The 17,613-nt window shown below is 35.5% G+C and carries 13 protein-coding genes and 2 CRISPR repeat arrays; of the genes, 6 read left to right on the top strand and 7 right to left on the bottom strand.

The genetic code is table 11. The annotated features are described in order from the left end of the window. The first annotated feature begins 160 nt into the window (after positions 1-160). Entirely contained in the window at positions 161-790 is a 630-nt protein-coding gene (gene gmk / locus H3T80_RS01590; RefSeq protein WP_198199585.1) for a guanylate kinase, read from the top strand. 61 nt (positions 791-851) lie between these two features. Here the strand turns inward: gmk and gloA are convergent, their stop codons facing one another. Continuing rightward, entirely contained in the window at positions 852-1,259 is a 408-nt protein-coding gene (gene gloA, locus H3T80_RS01585) for a lactoylglutathione lyase (protein WP_086320316.1), read from the bottom strand. Between the two features lie 228 nt (positions 1,260-1,487). Continuing rightward, entirely contained in the window at positions 1,488-1,979 is a 492-nt protein-coding gene (locus H3T80_RS01580) for a glycine zipper 2TM domain-containing protein (protein ID WP_110448126.1), read from the bottom strand. Positions 1,980-2,144: 165 nt separating this feature from the next. Here H3T80_RS01580 and H3T80_RS01575 point away from each other — a divergent pair, with 165 nt between their 5' ends. From H3T80_RS01575 to pgm, 3 genes are all read left to right on the top strand, one after another. Beyond that, the gene (locus tag H3T80_RS01575) at positions 2,145-2,330 is read left to right on the top strand and encodes a hypothetical protein (protein ID WP_146208331.1); all 186 of its coding nucleotides are present in this window, start codon (positions 2,145-2,147) and stop codon (positions 2,328-2,330) included. A 21-nt stretch (positions 2,331-2,351) separates the two neighbouring features. After that, positions 2,352-2,855: a replication initiation regulator SeqA gene (locus H3T80_RS01570; protein ID WP_198201080.1), complete on the top strand. Its 504-nt coding sequence runs from the start codon at positions 2,352-2,354 to the stop codon at positions 2,853-2,855. Positions 2,856-2,929: 74 nt separating this feature from the next. Continuing rightward, positions 2,930-4,567 carry a phosphoglucomutase (alpha-D-glucose-1,6-bisphosphate-dependent) gene (gene pgm, locus H3T80_RS01565; protein ID WP_198199582.1) on the top strand — a complete coding sequence of 546 codons (1,638 nt, stop codon included), beginning with the start codon at positions 2,930-2,932 and terminating at the stop codon, positions 4,565-4,567. Positions 4,568-4,628: 61 nt separating this feature from the next. On the opposite strand, the gene H3T80_RS01560 is transcribed toward pgm, so the two are convergent. Both H3T80_RS01560 and H3T80_RS12190 read right to left on the bottom strand, forming a co-directional pair. Then, positions 4,629-6,515: a hypothetical protein gene (locus H3T80_RS01560; RefSeq protein ID WP_198199580.1), complete on the bottom strand. Its 1,887-nt coding sequence runs from the start codon at positions 6,513-6,515 to the stop codon at positions 4,629-4,631. Positions 6,516-6,629: 114 nt separating this feature from the next. Next, positions 6,630-8,460: direct repeats of the CRISPR family, unit length 28 nt; unit sequence TTTCTAAACTACCTACACGGTAGTGAAC. 271 nt (positions 8,461-8,731) lie between these two features. After that, the gene (locus H3T80_RS12190; RefSeq protein ID WP_255547744.1) at positions 8,732-8,860 is read right to left on the bottom strand and encodes a hypothetical protein; all 129 of its coding nucleotides are present in this window, start codon (positions 8,858-8,860) and stop codon (positions 8,732-8,734) included. 1,200 nt (positions 8,861-10,060) lie between these two features. Here H3T80_RS12190 and H3T80_RS01555 point away from each other — a divergent pair. Further along, positions 10,061-10,990, top strand: coding sequence for a hypothetical protein (locus H3T80_RS01555; protein WP_198199578.1), 930 nt, complete (start codon positions 10,061-10,063; stop codon positions 10,988-10,990). A gap of 260 nt (positions 10,991-11,250) precedes the next feature. Here the strand turns inward: H3T80_RS01555 and H3T80_RS01550 are convergent, their stop codons facing one another. The 3 genes from H3T80_RS01550 to ubiG form a co-directional block, all read right to left on the bottom strand. After that, a complete protein-coding gene (locus tag H3T80_RS01550) occupies positions 11,251-12,585 on the bottom strand; it encodes a hypothetical protein (protein ID WP_198199576.1) in 1,335 nt (444 codons plus the stop codon). A gap of 373 nt (positions 12,586-12,958) precedes the next feature. Further along, positions 12,959-14,422: an IMP dehydrogenase gene (gene guaB / locus H3T80_RS01545; protein ID WP_110448132.1), complete on the bottom strand. Its 1,464-nt coding sequence runs from the start codon at positions 14,420-14,422 to the stop codon at positions 12,959-12,961. A gap of 131 nt (positions 14,423-14,553) precedes the next feature. Beyond that, a complete protein-coding gene (gene ubiG / locus H3T80_RS01540) occupies positions 14,554-15,264 on the bottom strand; it encodes a bifunctional 2-polyprenyl-6-hydroxyphenol methylase/3-demethylubiquinol 3-O-methyltransferase UbiG (RefSeq protein ID WP_198199574.1) in 711 nt (236 codons plus the stop codon). A 371-nt stretch (positions 15,265-15,635) separates the two neighbouring features. Further along, positions 15,636-15,843: a CRISPR direct-repeat array (repeat unit 28 nt; unit sequence TTTCTAAACTACCTACACGGCAGTGAAC). Positions 15,844-16,239: 396 nt separating this feature from the next. Between ubiG and H3T80_RS01535 the strand changes: the two genes are divergently transcribed. Next, positions 16,240-17,613 (top strand): sodium-dependent transporter, encoded by a 1,374-nt coding sequence (locus H3T80_RS01535; RefSeq protein ID WP_198199572.1) that lies wholly within the window; start codon positions 16,240-16,242, stop codon positions 17,611-17,613.

The raw sequence follows: 17,613 nt of genomic DNA, 5'->3' as shown, positions 1-17,613 counted from the left end.
CTATACTACATTATTCGTTATATAATTGATTGCTAATAATAAAATCTAGATGTAACAATAAGCCACATACAATAAGCAAATTTTGTTATAATAGCGCCTATCGGCTCTTTGTGACAATAAAAATCACTCATTATCTTATTAAAAAACGGTAATATTATTTATGTATACGGGTACTTTATTCATTATCTCGGCACCAAGTGGTGCTGGTAAATCAAGTCTTATTCGTGCCTATTTAGCACAAGAAAATCACCATCCAGCAAAAGTTTCTATTTCTCATACGACAAGAAAACCAAGACCTGGAGAACAACCTGGTGAACATTACTATTTTGTTGATAATCAAGAATTTGAATCATTAATTGAACAGAATGCTTTCGTGGAATATGCGCATGTATTCGATCACTATTATGGAACATCTAGAGCCGAAATTGAGCAATCTTTAATGCAAGGTATAAATGTTTTTTTAGATATCGACTGGCAAGGGGCGAAACAAGTTAGGCAGCAAATGCCCGAATCAAAAAGTATTTTTATCTTACCACCATCATTGAAAGAACTTGAAAATCGACTCATCAAACGAGGTCAAGACGATGCTCAAGTGATCAGCAAAAGAATGAATAAAGCTCAATCTGAAATTTCACATTACAATGAATATGATTATGTGATTATCAATGATGATTTTGATGAATCACTAAGGTCATTAAATGCCATTATGACAAGTGCTAGTCTTGAACAAAGCAAACAAGCTATAGCACATCAACAGCTATTAGCCGCTCTATTAGCTGCAAAATATTAACTAAATTTAACAAACCAATATCGCCGATAATTCGGCGATAGTTAAAATGAGCATAGCTAAATTAATTGCCTAATGCTTTAGTCGCTTGGCTATTTTGAATTAACTCTATTTTATAACCATCGGGATCTTCTACAAAAGCAATAATCGTTTTTCCCCCTTTTACTGGACCTGCTTCACGAGTAACTCGACCACCAGCTTGACGAACATCCTCACACATTTTAGCAACATCATCTACACCAATAGCAATATGACCGAAAGCTGTACCGTGATCATATTTTTCTGTTCCCCAATTATAAGTTAATTCAATTACTGAACTGGTTGATTCATCACCATAACCGACAAAAGCGAGTGAATATTGATATTCCGGATTTTCACTGGTTCTTAGCAGTGTCATTCCCATAACTCGAGTATAGAAATCAATTGAACGTTTTAAATCTCCGACTCGGATCATTGTATGTAATACACGCATTGCTATATAGTTCCTTATTACTATTAAAACATTTAGTTTGAGTTTAGCGATTTGTGATTAGACAGGCAAATTTTTATGTCGACAAAATAATCAATTAGCTGATGGGGATTAAATAGCAAATAAGATAATTAAAACAAAAAGAAGCTTTCACTTATAACAAGTATAAGCGAAAGCAAATTCGGATAAAACTAGCTGGATTTAAATGATAAATTTGAAATAAATCAGATATTATTTACCACTATATCTTGGTGCTGCATTGATACGTTGACCATTAGTAATTAATTTAACATTTTGTCCAGCATAAAACTGTTTAGCATCACCTTTTTGTACGATAACAAAATTAGAACCATTTTCAGGTTTAATTTCTAATTCAACTGCATCAGCTTGACTAGATTTATTTTCAATCGCATCACCTAATATTGCACCACCAATAGCGCCCGTTGCTGTAGCTAAAATTCTACCGGTACCATCACCAATCGTATTACCTAAAACACCACCAATTACAGCCCCACCTACAGTACCAGCTAAATTACCATTATTTTTACCATCAGAATTCGCTTGAATCTTAACTGCTCTTACCGACACAACTGTACCATAACTTACTTGTTGGACTTGTTTTGCTTGGTCGGCTGTATAAACATCGCCAGAGTAAATATCACTATTACTACATCCAGATAAAATAGCTGCTAGAATAGTTAATGTGACGATTTTTTTCATAATTTATTCCTCATATAATTTGAGTATATTTTTTTATACCATGTTTAGCATAATATTCTTTTTGAAAAACAACAATATCATTTTCATTTTTTTATCATTAGATAATATAATTTTTGGCTAACTTGAGTTATACTCAGCTCAATTGTTAATCTACCATACAATAAGTACATGAAACGGTTATTTTTTCCTTTACTATTATCAGTTATGATAACGGCCTGTCATGATGAAAATCAACAACCGACGACAAAAAACGAAACCGTCTCTCATCAATCTAAACTAGATTGTTTACAAGACAAACCAACTAAAAGTTTAAATTTTGACGCCATTCCCGTTGATGGTTGTCCGGTAAAATAATTTAATAGGCAAAGTAACAGAATGAAAACTATCGAAATCGACGAAGAACTTTATCAATTTATTGCAGGTCAAACTAAACATATTGGTGAAGATGCATCAAGTATTTTGCGACGTTTATTAAACTTTAATCAACCTGTATTAACTAAAGCTGATCCTATATTAGCCAAAGAAAATCACTACCCTATTTTTAATGATCTACTTACTAGCGATACATTTACAAATGAAAAATCGATCATTAGCCGTTTCTTATTACTACTTGGCGCCCTCTATAACTACAACCCGGCACTATTTTCAATTGCTGCAACATCACTACATGGTAGTAAACGACAATACTTAGCTAAAGATAAACAATCTTTAGAAACCTCAGGAAAAAACACTAAACCACGAGAAATTGTTGGTACCCCATATTGGGTAATTAGTAATACAAATACAGCTAGAAAACTTCATATTATTGAATCAATTATGAGTGACATGGGTATCTCAGAAAGCATGATTAATCAAGTTATCCATGCTTTTTTACCGTAAACTATATAATAATTCACTAACATAATGATTATAAAAGTGAATATTAAAATAAAGTTATGAAAGAGGAGTAAAAAATGGCTAAGTCAAGCCGTGCAGGATTATTAGCTCAACCATCTGATCTAATTAATATCCAAGCATTACAAAATAACTATTATCAAATTCAACCAGATGTTGATAATGTTAGCCAATTAGTTATTTTTGGTACATCAGGTCATCGTGGTAGCTCAAATAAAGCAACCTTCAATGAAACACACATACTAGCAATTGCCCAAGCGGTAGTCGAATATCGCAAAGCAAACAATATCACTGGACCATGTTTTATTGGTCAAGATACCCACGCTTTATCTGAACTTGCTTTAAAATCAGTGCTTGAAGTCTTTGTGGCGAATGAACAAACTGTAGTTATAGCGCAAAATTGGGGCTATACTCCCACACCAGTGATCTCTCATGCAATATTGACTTATAATCAGGATAAACAATCTCAATTAGCTGATGGCATAGTTATTACTCCATCACATAATCCACCTGAAGATGGTGGTATCAAATATAATCCGACTAATGGTGGTCCCGCTGATACCGATATAACTAAACAAATCGAAAACCGTGCTAATGAATTATTAAAAAATAACCTTAATGGTGTTAAACGTGTTAGCTTAGAGAAAGCAATAAAATCAGACTACGTTCATACTAAAGAATATGAAACTGATTATGTTAACGATCTTGAAAATATTTTAGATCTGTCATTAATTAAAGCATCATCCCTAAAAATTGGTGTTGATCCACTTGGCGGTGCATGTATTACCTATTGGCCCCGCATTGCTGAAAAATACGGCATAAACCTTGAAATCGTCAACAATAAAATTGACCCAACATTTAGCTTTATGCACCTTGATCATGATGAAGTGATCCGTATGGATTGTTCAAGTCGCTGGGCAATGGCCGGTTTATTAAACCTCAAAGATAAATTTGATTTAGCTTTTGGTAACGATACTGATGCTGACCGTCACGGCATTGTTACACCAAAAGGGTTAATGAATCCGAATGCCTACCTTTCAACTTGCGTAAACTATTTATTTCAAAATCGTCCACAGTGGCATCAAAATATCGCTATTGGTAAAACGCTGGTCACTAGCTCAATGATCGATCGTGTTGCTAATAGCTTAAACAAAAAATACCTTGAATATCCAGTTGGCTTTAAATGGTATGCTGATGGACTTTATCATGGTAAACTCGGTTTTGCCGGTGAAGAAAGTGCAGGTGGTTCATTCTTAAGAACTAATGGCAAAGTTTGGACAACGGATAAAGATGGCATCATTTTATGCTTATTAGCAGCGGAAATGACGGCTAAAACAGGCAAAAATCCACAGGAGCAATACCAAGAACTTGAAGCTAAATTTGGTGTTTCTTATTATGGTCGAATTCAAGCACCTGCATCATTTACTGAAAAACAAAAATTAGCCAAACTCGATGCCAGCCAATTAACCACAGATAAACTAGCTGGTGAGGAAATTACTCAATGCTTAACCATTGCTCCGGCGAATAATGCGCCAATCGGCGGCTTAAAAGTGATCACACAAAACGGGTGGTTTGCTGCTCGTCCTTCTGGTACAGAAGATGCTTATAAGATTTATGCAGAAAGTTTTATCGGTAATGAGCATCTATTAACTCTTCAACAAGAAGCACAGCAAATAGTCGCTAAAGCAATTCAATAAACTAAACTTAGGTAGGTTAATCAAAATTAACCTACTTTTTATTTATAATCGTAATTAACACTTAAGGTGTAACACAAGCAGCACGAATTTCAAATGCATTTAAATGAAGTACCCGGGTTCTTCCTTCAACCCAATATAAAAATGGTTTTCCTTCATTTTCAGGTAGCTCAGTATTTGTTGCTACATTATTCGTCCAATAATAATATGCATTCCAATCTGTATCTATATAAGATTGGCAAAACGAGTTACGACTATTCTCATACATAGACATACACCCCCATTCATTCGCAATTCCACCAATCCACTTTCCATTATCCTGATAACTTAATTGTCGACGAGCATACATTCCATATCTATTAACATAACCGCCAATCCAACCATCGTCAGGATTGGTATTGGAAAACTCATTCACATCTGGCAATCGATAACCACTACCTAAACTTTTACAATAATCCCTTGCCTTAGATTGATAACTTAAAGCTTCATCATTTGAACCAATAGGTGGTTCAAATCGAGTTTCATTATTAAAAGCAATCTCAGGATTAGCAATAAACCAACGCATTAATTTAAATTCATAAATTAGCGTACTTTTATTACTATCTGCATATAATCTAAATGTCATAGGTCTAAAGCTCTTATCCGTAGAATTAAAACGTGGGCCGGCTAAGGTTATTTTTATAGCAGGTTGAGCCAATCCATATGGATCCGGTCCATGACCACTATGATCCTCCCATTCAGTAGTTTTACTCACACTTAACGATAAACTGACATTACCCCCCTCTATAGATTGTACAGTACTACCATTGGCAGCTAATACCGCTTCAGGTGTTATACCGCCAAATAGTAAATAAAAATACAATCCATGTGATCCGGTCGTTGGAAAGTTATTTTTAGTTATTGAAGTTTCACCTTGATAATTACCACTATTGGTTGCTCGTAATACCTTAATACCTTTACTTGGATACCCTCGATAAACACCATAATCATTGACACTTTCGACTTGTGCGGCATCCCATAAAATGCCATCTATCTCATAATCACGACCGCCTAAACTAGCGTTATCAGGATACAAATTTGGCTGGGCATAACACACTTTTGGTTCTAATTTTGGCGTTAAATAATAACTATGTGAACCTTCTTGAAAATGATTTGTATTGGGATCACCATAAGATGTAGTTAACTCACTATCACTAGCACTAATGGTTATTTTATGTACCCCATCACATAAATCTGGAATAGCATCAGGATGACTTTTCACCTTCGATGTAATATCTATAAATGCGTTTTTAGCATTAATATCTGCTACGGCAGGATTACGGGCTTCCCATTTTATCTTAATGTCACCTGTTGCGGTTGCGGTAATAAGGTCACTATCATCAAATCCATCACCATCATCATCTGCAAAATAATTATACGGTGCAGCAAGTAAATCAGTCATATTTATTACAGGAAACTGATTATTGCCTGATATAGGTAATGGAACAATCGTTTGTACACTGGCATAAGTATTGTTCTTATCAGGTAACTCGATCGGATTGGTTATACTTGATACATCATTTTGCGGGGTTATCACAGTACCATTAGGTAATTTAATTGCCAGTAGCTCTTCTGTACTCGTTATTTTACTAACACCATCATCTAGCGTTAAATATGGTGCACTACCTTTTATACTTTCTGTGGTAAATGCACTTAACGCGTATACAGGGCTAAATATAGTTGAAAAAGTCATAGAACATAAACAAATCTTTTTCAAGAATTTCACTATTGTTTGGCAAAATGAGGATAAATATTTAAGTAGTGTTTTATTAAACGTTGAATTTCGCTTTATTGGCTGATTAATGAATAATTGCTGTATTGAAGGGGCGTGACTCAATATATTTTTTTTACTGGTCAATGTTGTATTAACAATTAAATTAGAAATAGCGCCTAAATAAGGGTATCTCAACATGCTCTTAATCCTTTAATTTATAATTTTTATCTAAAAATATGCAATCCTTGCAGAAAAAAGTATAGATATATTAGGTGATTATAGCAAATTCAGATTGGTAAATAATTGTTAAGACTTTTGTCATACCTACAAGGTAGTGAACATTCATAGACATCATGTGCTTAGTAAAGGTGATTTCTAAACTACCTACACGGTAGTGAACTCATCGAATTATTCCCGGCACTGTCCACATTATTTCTAAACTACCTACACGGTAGTGAACAATCTGTTTTGTAATCTGTTTTGCTTCAGTGATTTCTAAACTACCTACACGGTAGTGAACGGTTTGATACGACAATTCAATTAGGCGGGTCATTTCTAAACTACCTACACGGTAGTGAACCAGCCATTCAATCGGGCAGATTTCATCACGACTTTCTAAACTACCTACACGGTAGTGAACACAACATTGAATACATCAGCGGCGAAACAGTTTTTCTAAACTACCTACACGGTAGTGAACATTAAATATCTGCGCACGTTTGGAAACGATCTTTTCTAAACTACCTACACGGTAGTGAACGTTTTGATAAATGGTACCCGTCCGCTAGTTCCTTTCTAAACTACCTACACGGTAGTGAACTAAAACTGGGATAATTGATATTTTTACGGGTTTTTCTAAACTACCTACACGGTAGTGAACTTAATAAACTGATTGATATTGCCCGCCGTAGCTTTCTAAACTACCTACACGGTAGTGAACAATAGCAAATCGATGTTGGTCGCCAAGTTTTCTTTCTAAACTACCTACACGGTAGTGAACTAACGACCAATGCCGAATTTACCCGTATATTTTTTCTAAACTACCTACACGGTAGTGAACATAAACCCAATTTCTACCTCAGATCCCGGCTCTTTCTAAACTACCTACACGGTAGTGAACTTTTTACACGCAACCTACCAATATTTGCCAGTTTTCTAAACTACCTACACGGTAGTGAACGTCAACATGTGCGTGGTAATGCCGCTGATATCTTTCTAAACTACCTACACGGTAGTGAACTCTAGCGATAACACCTGCGGCTAACGTTGATATTTCTAAACTACCTACACGGTAGTGAACTCCAAGCAAAAAGCCCCCTATGGTTTTTCGTATTTCTAAACTACCTACACGGTAGTGAACTTCGAGCTGATACAGCGGGCGTTTTCCGTTTATTTCTAAACTACCTACACGGTAGTGAACAGATAGTGCCGGTAATCTGAAAACGGCAGATCATTTCTAAACTACCTACACGGTAGTGAACCCTAAACCCGACACTATTCAGGCGGGCAGTATTTTCTAAACTACCTACACGGTAGTGAACCAAAATCTGTCCAAATCTCAGTGCCAGCTTCTTTTCTAAACTACCTACACGGTAGTGAACAAATTGACCGACCAGAACCAACAGACGAGAGATTTCTAAACTACCTACACGGTAGTGAACAATAAATTACTACATCAGAGAGTTTTTAAGTGATTTCTAAACTACCTACACGGTAGTGAACGCAGCGCAATCATTTCAGCATTACATGTTGTTTTTCTAAACTACCTACACGGTAGTGAACAAATATTCGCCCGTTTTTGTATGGTTTTGGTTTTTCTAAACTACCTACACGGTAGTGAACATTGTCTAATCCTTTTCCGCGAAATTTTCGGCGTTTCTAAACTACCTACACGGTAGTGAACTGGACGAGAGGACATGGCAACGCTGGGAATCATTTCTAAACTACCTACACGGTAGTGAACAACTATATACATAAACGCGACGTTGCGAGGGCTTTCTAAACTACCTACACGGTAGTGAACTGAACGGGAATCTCGACAGAACCACCGATCCCTTTCTAAACTACCTACACGGTAGTGAACATTACGGGGGACGGTCAATCGATATTTTCCACTTTCTAAACTACCTACACGGTAGTGAACTAGAACACAACATACTATAAATGCAGTTGGCAAAAAGACAAAGCGTAATTTTACTATTAAAAACCCTTTTTTTGAGTAACTTTTTAATCTTTTGATTTTTAATCATTTTATTTTAAGTCAAAAAAAAGGGTTAGAAATGGGTACGAATTTAAATTTCAAAAAACCCCTTTCCTCAACTTTTTTGTTCTTTTAATTTCGGACGTTTTGTTGTTTAGTTGCTAGTTTTATATGGTGATTATGTCGGAGTAAAGAGCATTTGAGCGAACTCTCTTTACCAACTTCCGCGGTGACTTCGCAAATGGTTACGATGTGACTGCCTTTCCGCCTTCGATCGCTTTAATGCATCGGCTGTATTTGTTCCTGACAAACTACTGCCTTGCCAAACATCCCTGTTTGCCATACTAATCTCTCTCTGTTGTCAGCACATTGCTCATGTCGCGAAATGAAATACTCCAATCTGATTTGCTAGAAATAAACTTTTATATTTAGAGCTAACTGATTTTAGTTTTAAAGCCAATTTCGGTGAATTGTGGCTAGATTTAGGTTTTAAAAAACCCCTTTCCTCAACTTTTTTGTTCTTTTAATTTCGGACGTTTTACTGTTTTGTGGCTAGTTTTATACGGTGATTACGTCCGAGTAAAGAGGGTTTGCGCGAACCCTCTTTACCAACTCTCGCGGCGACTACGCAAATGGTCACTGCGTGACTGCCTTCCGCCTTCGTTCGCTCTCAACGCACCGGCTGTGATTTGTTCCTGACAAAACACAGCCTTGCCAAACATCCCTGTTTGCCATACTAATCTCTCTCTGTTGTCAGCACATTGCTCATGTCGCGAAATGAAATACTCCAATCTGATTTGCTAGAAATAAACTTTTATATTTAGAGCTAACTGATTTTAGTTTTAAAGCCAATTTCGGTGAATTGTGGCTAGATTTAGGTTTTAAAAAACCCCTTTCCTCAACTTTTTTGTTCTTTTAATTTCGGACGTTTTACTGTTTTGTGGCTAGTTTTATACGGTGATTACGTCCGAGTAAAGAGGGTTTGCGCGAACCCTCTTTACCAACTCTCGCGGCGACCACGCAAGTGGTCACGATGTGACTGCCTTCCACCTTCGTTCGCTGTTAACGCACCGGCTGTGATTTGTTCCTGACAAACAACAGCCTTGCCAAACATCCCTGTTTGTCATGCTAACCTCGCTCAGTTGTCAGCACATTGCTCATGTCGCGAAATGAAGTACTCCAATCTGATTTGTTAGGAATAAACTTTTATATTTGGTGCTAGCTAATTTTATAACCAATTTCAGAAAGATTATGGGATGTTTTTGGTTTTAAAAACCCCGTTCCTCAAATTTTTCTATAACTTAAGTTCAGTATATTTCTATTGATATAGCATATACATAAACAAAAATCACTTTTCAAACCTATCGTTATTGTGTATCTTGCGTGCTAAAGATAAATGCCAAAATAAATATTTTTTATATTAAAGATGATAAAAACAATACCGCATTATCTTTATTTAATAACAACAATTATTGCCCCAACTATATAAATAATTATTATTACTTAATTTTATTGATTAAGTTAAATTAAAATAGGAAAGATGATGAAAAACTTAAAAGTGATAGGACTTGTATTAATAGCTGGATTAGGATTGGCTGGATGTGAAGAAAAGAATCAAGAGTATTATTTAAAACATATTGATTCTGCTAAAGAGAAATTAGAAGAATGCCGTAATGATTTAAATAAAGCTTTTAGACAAAATGATGAGAAATTATTCGAAAAAATAAAAAATGATACTGAATGTCAAGCTGCAGAGAATGCTATCAAAGAAGATCAAATCCAACAAGCTAAATTAGAACAAGAACGTAAAGCAGCAGAGGAAAAACTAGCTTTAGAAACAGAAATGACAGCAATTAGAAACCAAATAGCGGACAAATCATGGCAAAATTCCATCAATGAATATATGAAAGTTGAAGGGTGCAATGTATTATTCTCAGCACCTTCCCCTAAATGTAAAGCTTGGGAAATTGTTTATAATGAAAAAGTTGATGAAGGTAAAAAAGAATTAAAACAGCTAACATTCGAAGATATTAAAAAGCAAATGATTTCTTTATGTAAATTAGATCAACGTCGAGGTTCAAATTGTGCCGTTGCCCAATCAGCCTTAGAGGAAAAAGCCACTGAAGATCTGGCTAACGCCGATATTCAAACTATTGAATCCCAAAAACCACTTTATTGTGCTGAAGATATCTACTCTTTAAATGCCTGTAGAAAAAGTTGGGAAAAAGCTTTTGATAGAGAAAATGAGAAACATGTAAAATTCTTTACCGATAATGATGATGAATTTATTAGAACATTTAACTCATGTGCTGATAAAATCGCAGACATTGAGGCTCAAAATTTAAAATGGAACGAAAAAAATACTTTAGAACGTAAAATAGCAGAAACCTATCCTTGTCATCAAGCGAAGGAAGCCTACCGCAAAAGAGGAATGGGCTATTCTGTCAATTTTGAAAAGAAAATTGAAAAATAATGAAAATTAGATGCACTTCAAGATGTAGTGCTTGTCAGTTAAGCTCATAATAAGTAAATCTGATTACAAGACCGAGACAGATAAAAACTCGGTCTTTTTTATAACTTGAAAATAATACTTGTCACACCGATTAGTTAAAATAAAGCTCTCTGACATATAAACAATTCGATATCAGTAAAAGAGTCAAAGACCTCAACTTAAGTCAAGCGGATTCAGTCAAGCATTGGTATCAATAATCCATAATATAGTTTAATAAAATATTATTTTCTACAAGCTATAAACGCAAAATCATTTCCTGCGAAATCACCCGGCGTACGAGGAGAAGGCAATAGCCCACCATCATGTAGGTAAATAACGAAGTATTGTGTATCAGAATTAGGATCTTTAGTAAAATAAGTCGTTTCATCCCATTCCCATTTTGAATTTGGATAAGTACGACGAGTTGTATATCCCCATTCAGGATAAAGTCCTTGGTTGATAGCTCGAGTAGAAAAATTCCATTTACCATTGCGTTGCCAATTAGGGCCAACATTAACTACAGGCGAGTTAGAATAATCTTTACGAGATGGGAATCCATCAATTCCTCCACAAAATTGGTTAAATGCAGTACGCCAATCATAACTACCCACACTTTGAGGTTCTATCCAAACGGAAGTTGGATTAAATTTATAATCAAAATGTTTGTTAGGAGATGATTTTAATGTAGCTCGAATAATGATATCACTATTACCTTCCGGTGGTTTCGCTTTTAAAAGAACATTACCTGTTTGATCTACTGTCGCCACATTACCAGGATTGACTATTACATTATAAATATAACTATCTTGAGAATAATTCATTATTAATTGAAATTCTGCACCAGGGAAGCCTGTAGTTGGAAAGGGTTTATCTGAAACAATTGGTCTGGCTCTAAACCCTTTATCAACAATAAAATCCTGAGTATAACCTCCACCACTTTCGGGATTTGGTTTTATTGGACCTGTATTCCATGGGTACATAGTCCCTTGAGCATCACTACCACGCCATTGATTTAAAGGTAAAACTTTAGTTGAATTTGGTTTCAGGTAACATACATCGCCTGTAGGTGCAATTTTATATATTTTAGTTATCGCTACTGTCTCACTTTCATTTGGGTTACCATATTCAGAATAGGTTTTTACTGAAGTTTTTAATGTCAATGACAAAGGCATTGCATAATTACTTCCACAACCTATTAGATTATCTATATTACTGTCGGGAATTTTTTCACCATTATTATCAAACCAATCGTAAACCGTTTGTTCAACGATAAATGGCTTATTATTACGAATATTATCACCATCTAAATCGTCATAATTAGATGAATTATCTAAATCATTTTCAGTATAGTTCTTAATAATAAAATCACTAAATTTTGTTAAACCATCAAATTCGTTAATATCCGTATCGCTCAAATTATGAGAGCTTGAACTATAAAAAACACCATTTAAGATAAAACCATGTTTGTTGGAAGCTGCTTCTATATTAACAACTTTTGGTTTACTACCAATAATGGTATTTACGGTATTAGCTACGATTGCTTGGCTTTTTTGACTAATGGTAAAAAAACATAACATTAACAAAAAACAAACAGTTTAGTTTATTACTAAAATTAGCCAAATTTAAATGATTACTTAGGCAGGTTTCAAATTTAAATTTATTATACATCGCGACTACGATGTCAATTAACTTGGTGTTTTATATGATTTTTTACCCATAAAAGGATAAATACTAACCTGATTTTGTATTAGGAAACGTCAGCAAGTATAGTGACAGAAGAAAATCTATGCAATAAATTTTAATATTTAACTATTAACTTTCATTAATATTATTAAATTAAGCATTTAAAATAACGCTTTGGATTTTTACAAAAACTTGTCTAAACTTTTTGGGTAGCAAATGATACAAATAAAAAAGGGATTGTATTCAATCCCTTTTAAATCATACTTATTAGCCAGCTCGATAGTTAGGTGGCTCTTTGGTGATAAGAACATCATGAACATGACTTTCTTTCATACCCGCACCAGTTATACGATAAAACTTCGATTTTGTGCGAAGTTCATCGATAGTTCCACAGCCAGTTAATCCCATACATGAACGTAAACCACCCATTTGTTGGTGGATAATTTCTTTTAATAAGCCTTTATATGCAATTCGACCTTCAATACCTTCTGGTACTAACTTATCAGCAGCATTGTCAGATTGGAAATAACGATCAGATGACCCTTTTGCCATTGCCCCTAACGATCCCATACCACGATAAGATTTATAAGCACGACCTTGGAATAATTCAATCTCGCCGGGTGCTTCTTCTGTACCGGCAAACATCGAACCAACCATAACACAAGATGCACCAGCAGCAATTGCTTTAGCGATATCACCTGAAAAACGAATACCGCCATCAGCAATAACAGGAATATTATGTTGTTTAGCTACCTCAACAGCATCCATAATCGCACTAATTTGTGGTACCCCTACCCCAGTAACAATACGTGTAGTACAAATTGAACCTGGTCCAATACCGACTTTGACTGCGCTTACTCCGGCATCAATAAGAGCTTTAGCGCCTTCACCGGTTGCCACATTACCACCAACAATTTGCAAGTTTGGATAAGCTTGTCTTGTTTGGCGAATACGTTCAAGTACACCTTCTGAATGGCCATGTGATGAATCGATAAGTAACACATCAACACCCGCTTCTACCAATGCAGCAATACGTTCTTCATTACCTGCTCCTGCGCCAACAGCAGCGCCCACTCGTAAACGACCTTTTTCATCTTTACAAGCATTTGGTTTTTGCTCGGCTTTATTGTAGTCTTTGACTGTTATCATGCCTTTTAAGTGAAAACGATCATCAACAACTAATACTTTTTCAACACGGTGTTCATGCATTTTTTTCAAAACACTTTCCCGAGATTCTCCTTCTTTAACAGTAACTAAGCGTTCTTTAGGCGTCATTACGGCTGTAACAGATAGTGATAAATCAGTAGCAAATCGAACATCACGAGCAGTAATAATGCCAACTAATTCTTGCGATTCTGTTATAACAGGGAAACCAGCAAAACCATATTCTTTGGCTAGTTCAATCACTTCTTTAATCGTTGCTGTAGGTAATACTGATACGGGATCTTGTACAATTCCGCTTTCATGTTTTTTTACCCGTTTGACATGTTCTGCCTGAACTTCAATTGGCATATTTTTATGAATAAAACCAATGCCACCTTCTTGAGCAAGTGCAATAGCAAGTTCGGCTTCGGTAACAGTATCCATTGCCGCAGATAACATTGGAATATTTAATTTGATGGTTTGCGTCAGTTGAGTTGTAATATCAGCAGTGTTAGGTAAAACAGTTGAATGGGCTGGAACTAATAAAACATCATCGAACGTGAGGGCTTCTTTAACTATACGAGACATGACAATATTCACCATTGAGTTGAATTGTTGATAAAATATTGCCGATGTATTCTACTCACTTTCAATATAAAAGACCAGTAAAATTTTATATTTATATTTCAGCAGATAAATATAGCGCAAACTAATCTCTGTTACTCGCCATCGCTTTTTTGTGCCATTAAGATGTAATTGACATCAACATTTTTACCTAAGCGAAATTGATTACTTAGCAAATGATACTCCATACCAATTATTCCTTTGACAGTTAAATTAGCCTGTTCAACCCAAGTCATTAATTCAGAAGGACGAATAAAGCGATTAAAATCATGAGTACCTTTCGGCACTAAGCGAGCAATATATTCCGCACCATAAATTAACATTAATTTTGCTTTATGATTGCGGTTAATGGTCGATAAATAGAGTTGTCCATTAGGCTTAAGCAATTTTGCACAAGCATGAATAATTGAAAACGGATCGGGAACATGTTCTAACATTTCCATACAAGTAATAACATCATAGTGCGCAGGGAATTGTTCAGCATGCTGCTCTACTGTTTGATTCTGGTAGTTTATTTCTAAACTATTTTGCTCGGCATGTAATTTTGCCACGGCTAATGACTCTTCAGCAAGATCAATTGCAGTTACATTAGCCGCGAGTTTTGCAAGACTCTCTGACAAAATCCCACCACCACAGCCAACATCTAATACATGTTTTCCATTTAGATCACCAGACAATTGTTTTATATAATCTACTCGTAATGGATTAATAATATGTAATGGTTTGCATTGGCCGTTGGGATCCCACCATTGCGAAGCAAGTTTTGCAAACTTATCTATTTCGTTCAAATCGATATTTTGTGTCATAACTATTCTTTTTAGAGAAGTAAATATTCTATGTAATATATGCGATGGGCTGATGATTAGCAATATCAAAGATTTCATGCTCCCTTTTTCTCAACTTTTTGTCATATTGAATTGTTTTAGCTCACTAACGTTTAGAGGTTTAAATAATTTCTGAGGGGATTTTAGTACAAAGGATATTTTGAATAAGGGGTTACACACACTAATTTTTACCATCGACAGCGAAACTAGTTAGTCATTACATGAATAGTTCATTCACGTTAAGTATTTATACATTATCTATTATATGTATTAGAACAATACATAGCCTTGTCAAAAAGGCATATTTGACATGATTTTTAATCTCTTTCGTCAAAATAATGTAATGACTTAAAATTTAAATCTACCTACACGGCAGTGAACTGGCGGTTGCCGTTAGCAGCAACTGAACGGGATTTCTAAACTACCTACACGGCAGTGAACCCTCGCGGTATTTAAACGCTGCCTGCAGTTGTTTTCTAAACTACCTACACGGCAGTGAACAAATTGGGGACTACGGAATTGGTTCGTTTGTTTTTCTAAACTACCTACACGGCAGTGAACTAGAGCCAGATATACTATAAATGTTGTTGGCAAAAAGGCAAAGTCTATTTTTACTAATAAAACCCTTTTTTTGAGCCATTTTTCAACATATTGATTTTTAAATTATTTTATTTTAAGTAAAAAAAAGGGTTGCAATAGTCTAAATGTAATCGCCAAAAACGGCATTCCTCAACTTTTTATTGCTCGTTTTTTACTCTGACCACTTCAAAACACGATTAAACTTAAGGTTAACGATTTAATTTTTTATTGGTTATCGTTATAAATGATAATGTTTTCTTGTTTATAAATTTATTTCATGGCATGATTTAGCATTTTATTTATCTAATAAAAAAATAGTTAGGCTTTTGCTAAAACTAAAATTAAATATTTAATCAAAACTCTAGGGAAAATAGATTCATGAGTACAGGTACTATGAAGAAAAGTCATTCACAGTGGAGCTCTCGCATGGGATTTATGCTTGCAGCTGCCGGTTCTGCTGTGGGTTTAGGTAATATATGGAAATTTCCATATATGGCTGGTGAAATGGGTGGTTCAGCATTTGTTCTGACCTATTTACTATTTATGTTTGTCATTGGCTTGCCAATTTTAGTTTTAGAATGGTTAATCGGCCGTCGCGGACAAAAAAACCCAATACATACCATGGAAGATGTTGCCGCATCAGAAGGACGCTCAAAATTATGGCGCTGGGTTGGTATTATTGGAGTACTTGGCTCGTTTTTAATTCTTTCTTTTTATAGTGTAATTGGTGGCTGGGCGACTGATTACATCTTTTTAGCTATCAATGGCACCTTCAATGGTGTTGATGGTGCTGCTACTGGGCAAATTTTTAGCGGTTTCCTTAGCGATGTCGGTAGCCTTTTAACTTGGCATACCGTGTTTATGGCTGCGAATACTATTATTGTGGCTATGGGCGTTGGTGGTGGTTTAGAGCGTGCTTGTAAAGTGATGATGCCTGGTTTAGGGCTACTGCTTTTAATTCTAGTTGGTTATGCAGCTATTGTTAGTGGCCCATCATTTGGCGTAGCGTTTAACTTTTTATTCACCCCTAATTGGTCAGCATTGAGTGGTACCGCTATTTTAGCTGCTTTAGGCCATGCGTTCTTCAGCTTATCATTAGGTATGGGGATTATGATGGCTTATGGTTCATATCTTGGTAAAGATGTGAATTTACTATCTACTGCCCGCACCGTGGTTATTTTAGACGTTATTGTGGCCATGCTATCTGGTATGGCAATCTTTCCGTTAGTATTTGCTAATGGTTTAGAAGCTGGAGCGGGTCCAGGTCTTATTTTTGTTACCTTACCAATTGCCTTTGGTAATATGGCTGCTGGCTCAATTTTAGGTTGTTTATTCTTTATCTTCCTAACTTTTGCTGCCTTAACTTCATCAATTTCATTACTTGAACCAACTGTAGAGCTTTTAGAAGAGAAAACGCCTATGGGTCGTAAAACTGCGACAGTGGTTAGTAGTGTATTAATTTGGGCATTAGGTATTGCTTGTATTTTATCCTTTAATGAATGGTCAGATGTCACGTTATTTGGTAAAAATATTTTCGATTTACTCGACTATCTAACGAGTAAGATTATGTTACCTGTGACTGGCTTAGGAACTGTAATCTTCGGTGCTTGGATGATGAACCAAAAAATCATTCGTAAAGAATTGAACTTAGGCAATTTCTGGTTTGGTGTATGGTCAATTTTGACTCGCGTCATCATTCCTGTGGCCGTAGTAGTTATTTTAGTTTGTGGATTCTTACCAGAAACTCGATAA

It is taken from the genome of Gilliamella sp. W8145 (genome assembly GCF_016101145.1).
In the GTDB taxonomy this organism is placed as follows: Bacteria; Pseudomonadota; Gammaproteobacteria; order Enterobacterales; family Orbaceae; genus Gilliamella; species Gilliamella apis_A.
Note: the sequence above shows the minus strand (reverse complement) of the source record. Positions and strands in the feature narration are given on the sequence as shown.

Coding starts and splice junctions, on each gene's coding strand:
- gmk (WP_198199585.1), top strand. CDS start 161: ATGTATACGGGTACTTTATTCATTATCTCGGCACCAAGTGGTGCTGGT.
- gloA (WP_086320316.1), bottom strand. CDS start 1,259: ATGCGTGTATTACATACAATGATCCGAGTCGGAGATTTAAAACGTTCA.
- H3T80_RS01575 (WP_146208331.1), top strand. CDS start 2,145: ATGAAACGGTTATTTTTTCCTTTACTATTATCAGTTATGATAACGGCC.
- H3T80_RS01570 (WP_198201080.1), top strand. CDS start 2,352: ATGAAAACTATCGAAATCGACGAAGAACTTTATCAATTTATTGCAGGT.
- pgm (WP_198199582.1), top strand. CDS start 2,930: ATGGCTAAGTCAAGCCGTGCAGGATTATTAGCTCAACCATCTGATCTA.
- H3T80_RS01560 (WP_198199580.1), bottom strand. CDS start 6,515: ATGTTGAGATACCCTTATTTAGGCGCTATTTCTAATTTAATTGTTAAT.
- H3T80_RS12190 (WP_255547744.1), bottom strand. CDS start 8,860: ATGGCAAACAGGGATGTTTGGCAAGGCAGTAGTTTGTCAGGAACAAAT.
- H3T80_RS01555 (WP_198199578.1), top strand. CDS start 10,061: ATGAAAAACTTAAAAGTGATAGGACTTGTATTAATAGCTGGATTAGGA.
- H3T80_RS01550 (WP_198199576.1), bottom strand. CDS start 12,585: ATGTTATGTTTTTTTACCATTAGTCAAAAAAGCCAAGCAATCGTAGCT.
- guaB (WP_110448132.1), bottom strand. CDS start 14,422: ATGTCTCGTATAGTTAAAGAAGCCCTCACGTTCGATGATGTTTTATTA.
- ubiG (WP_198199574.1), bottom strand. CDS start 15,264: ATGACACAAAATATCGATTTGAACGAAATAGATAAGTTTGCAAAACTT.
- H3T80_RS01535 (WP_198199572.1), top strand. CDS start 16,240: ATGAGTACAGGTACTATGAAGAAAAGTCATTCACAGTGGAGCTCTCGC.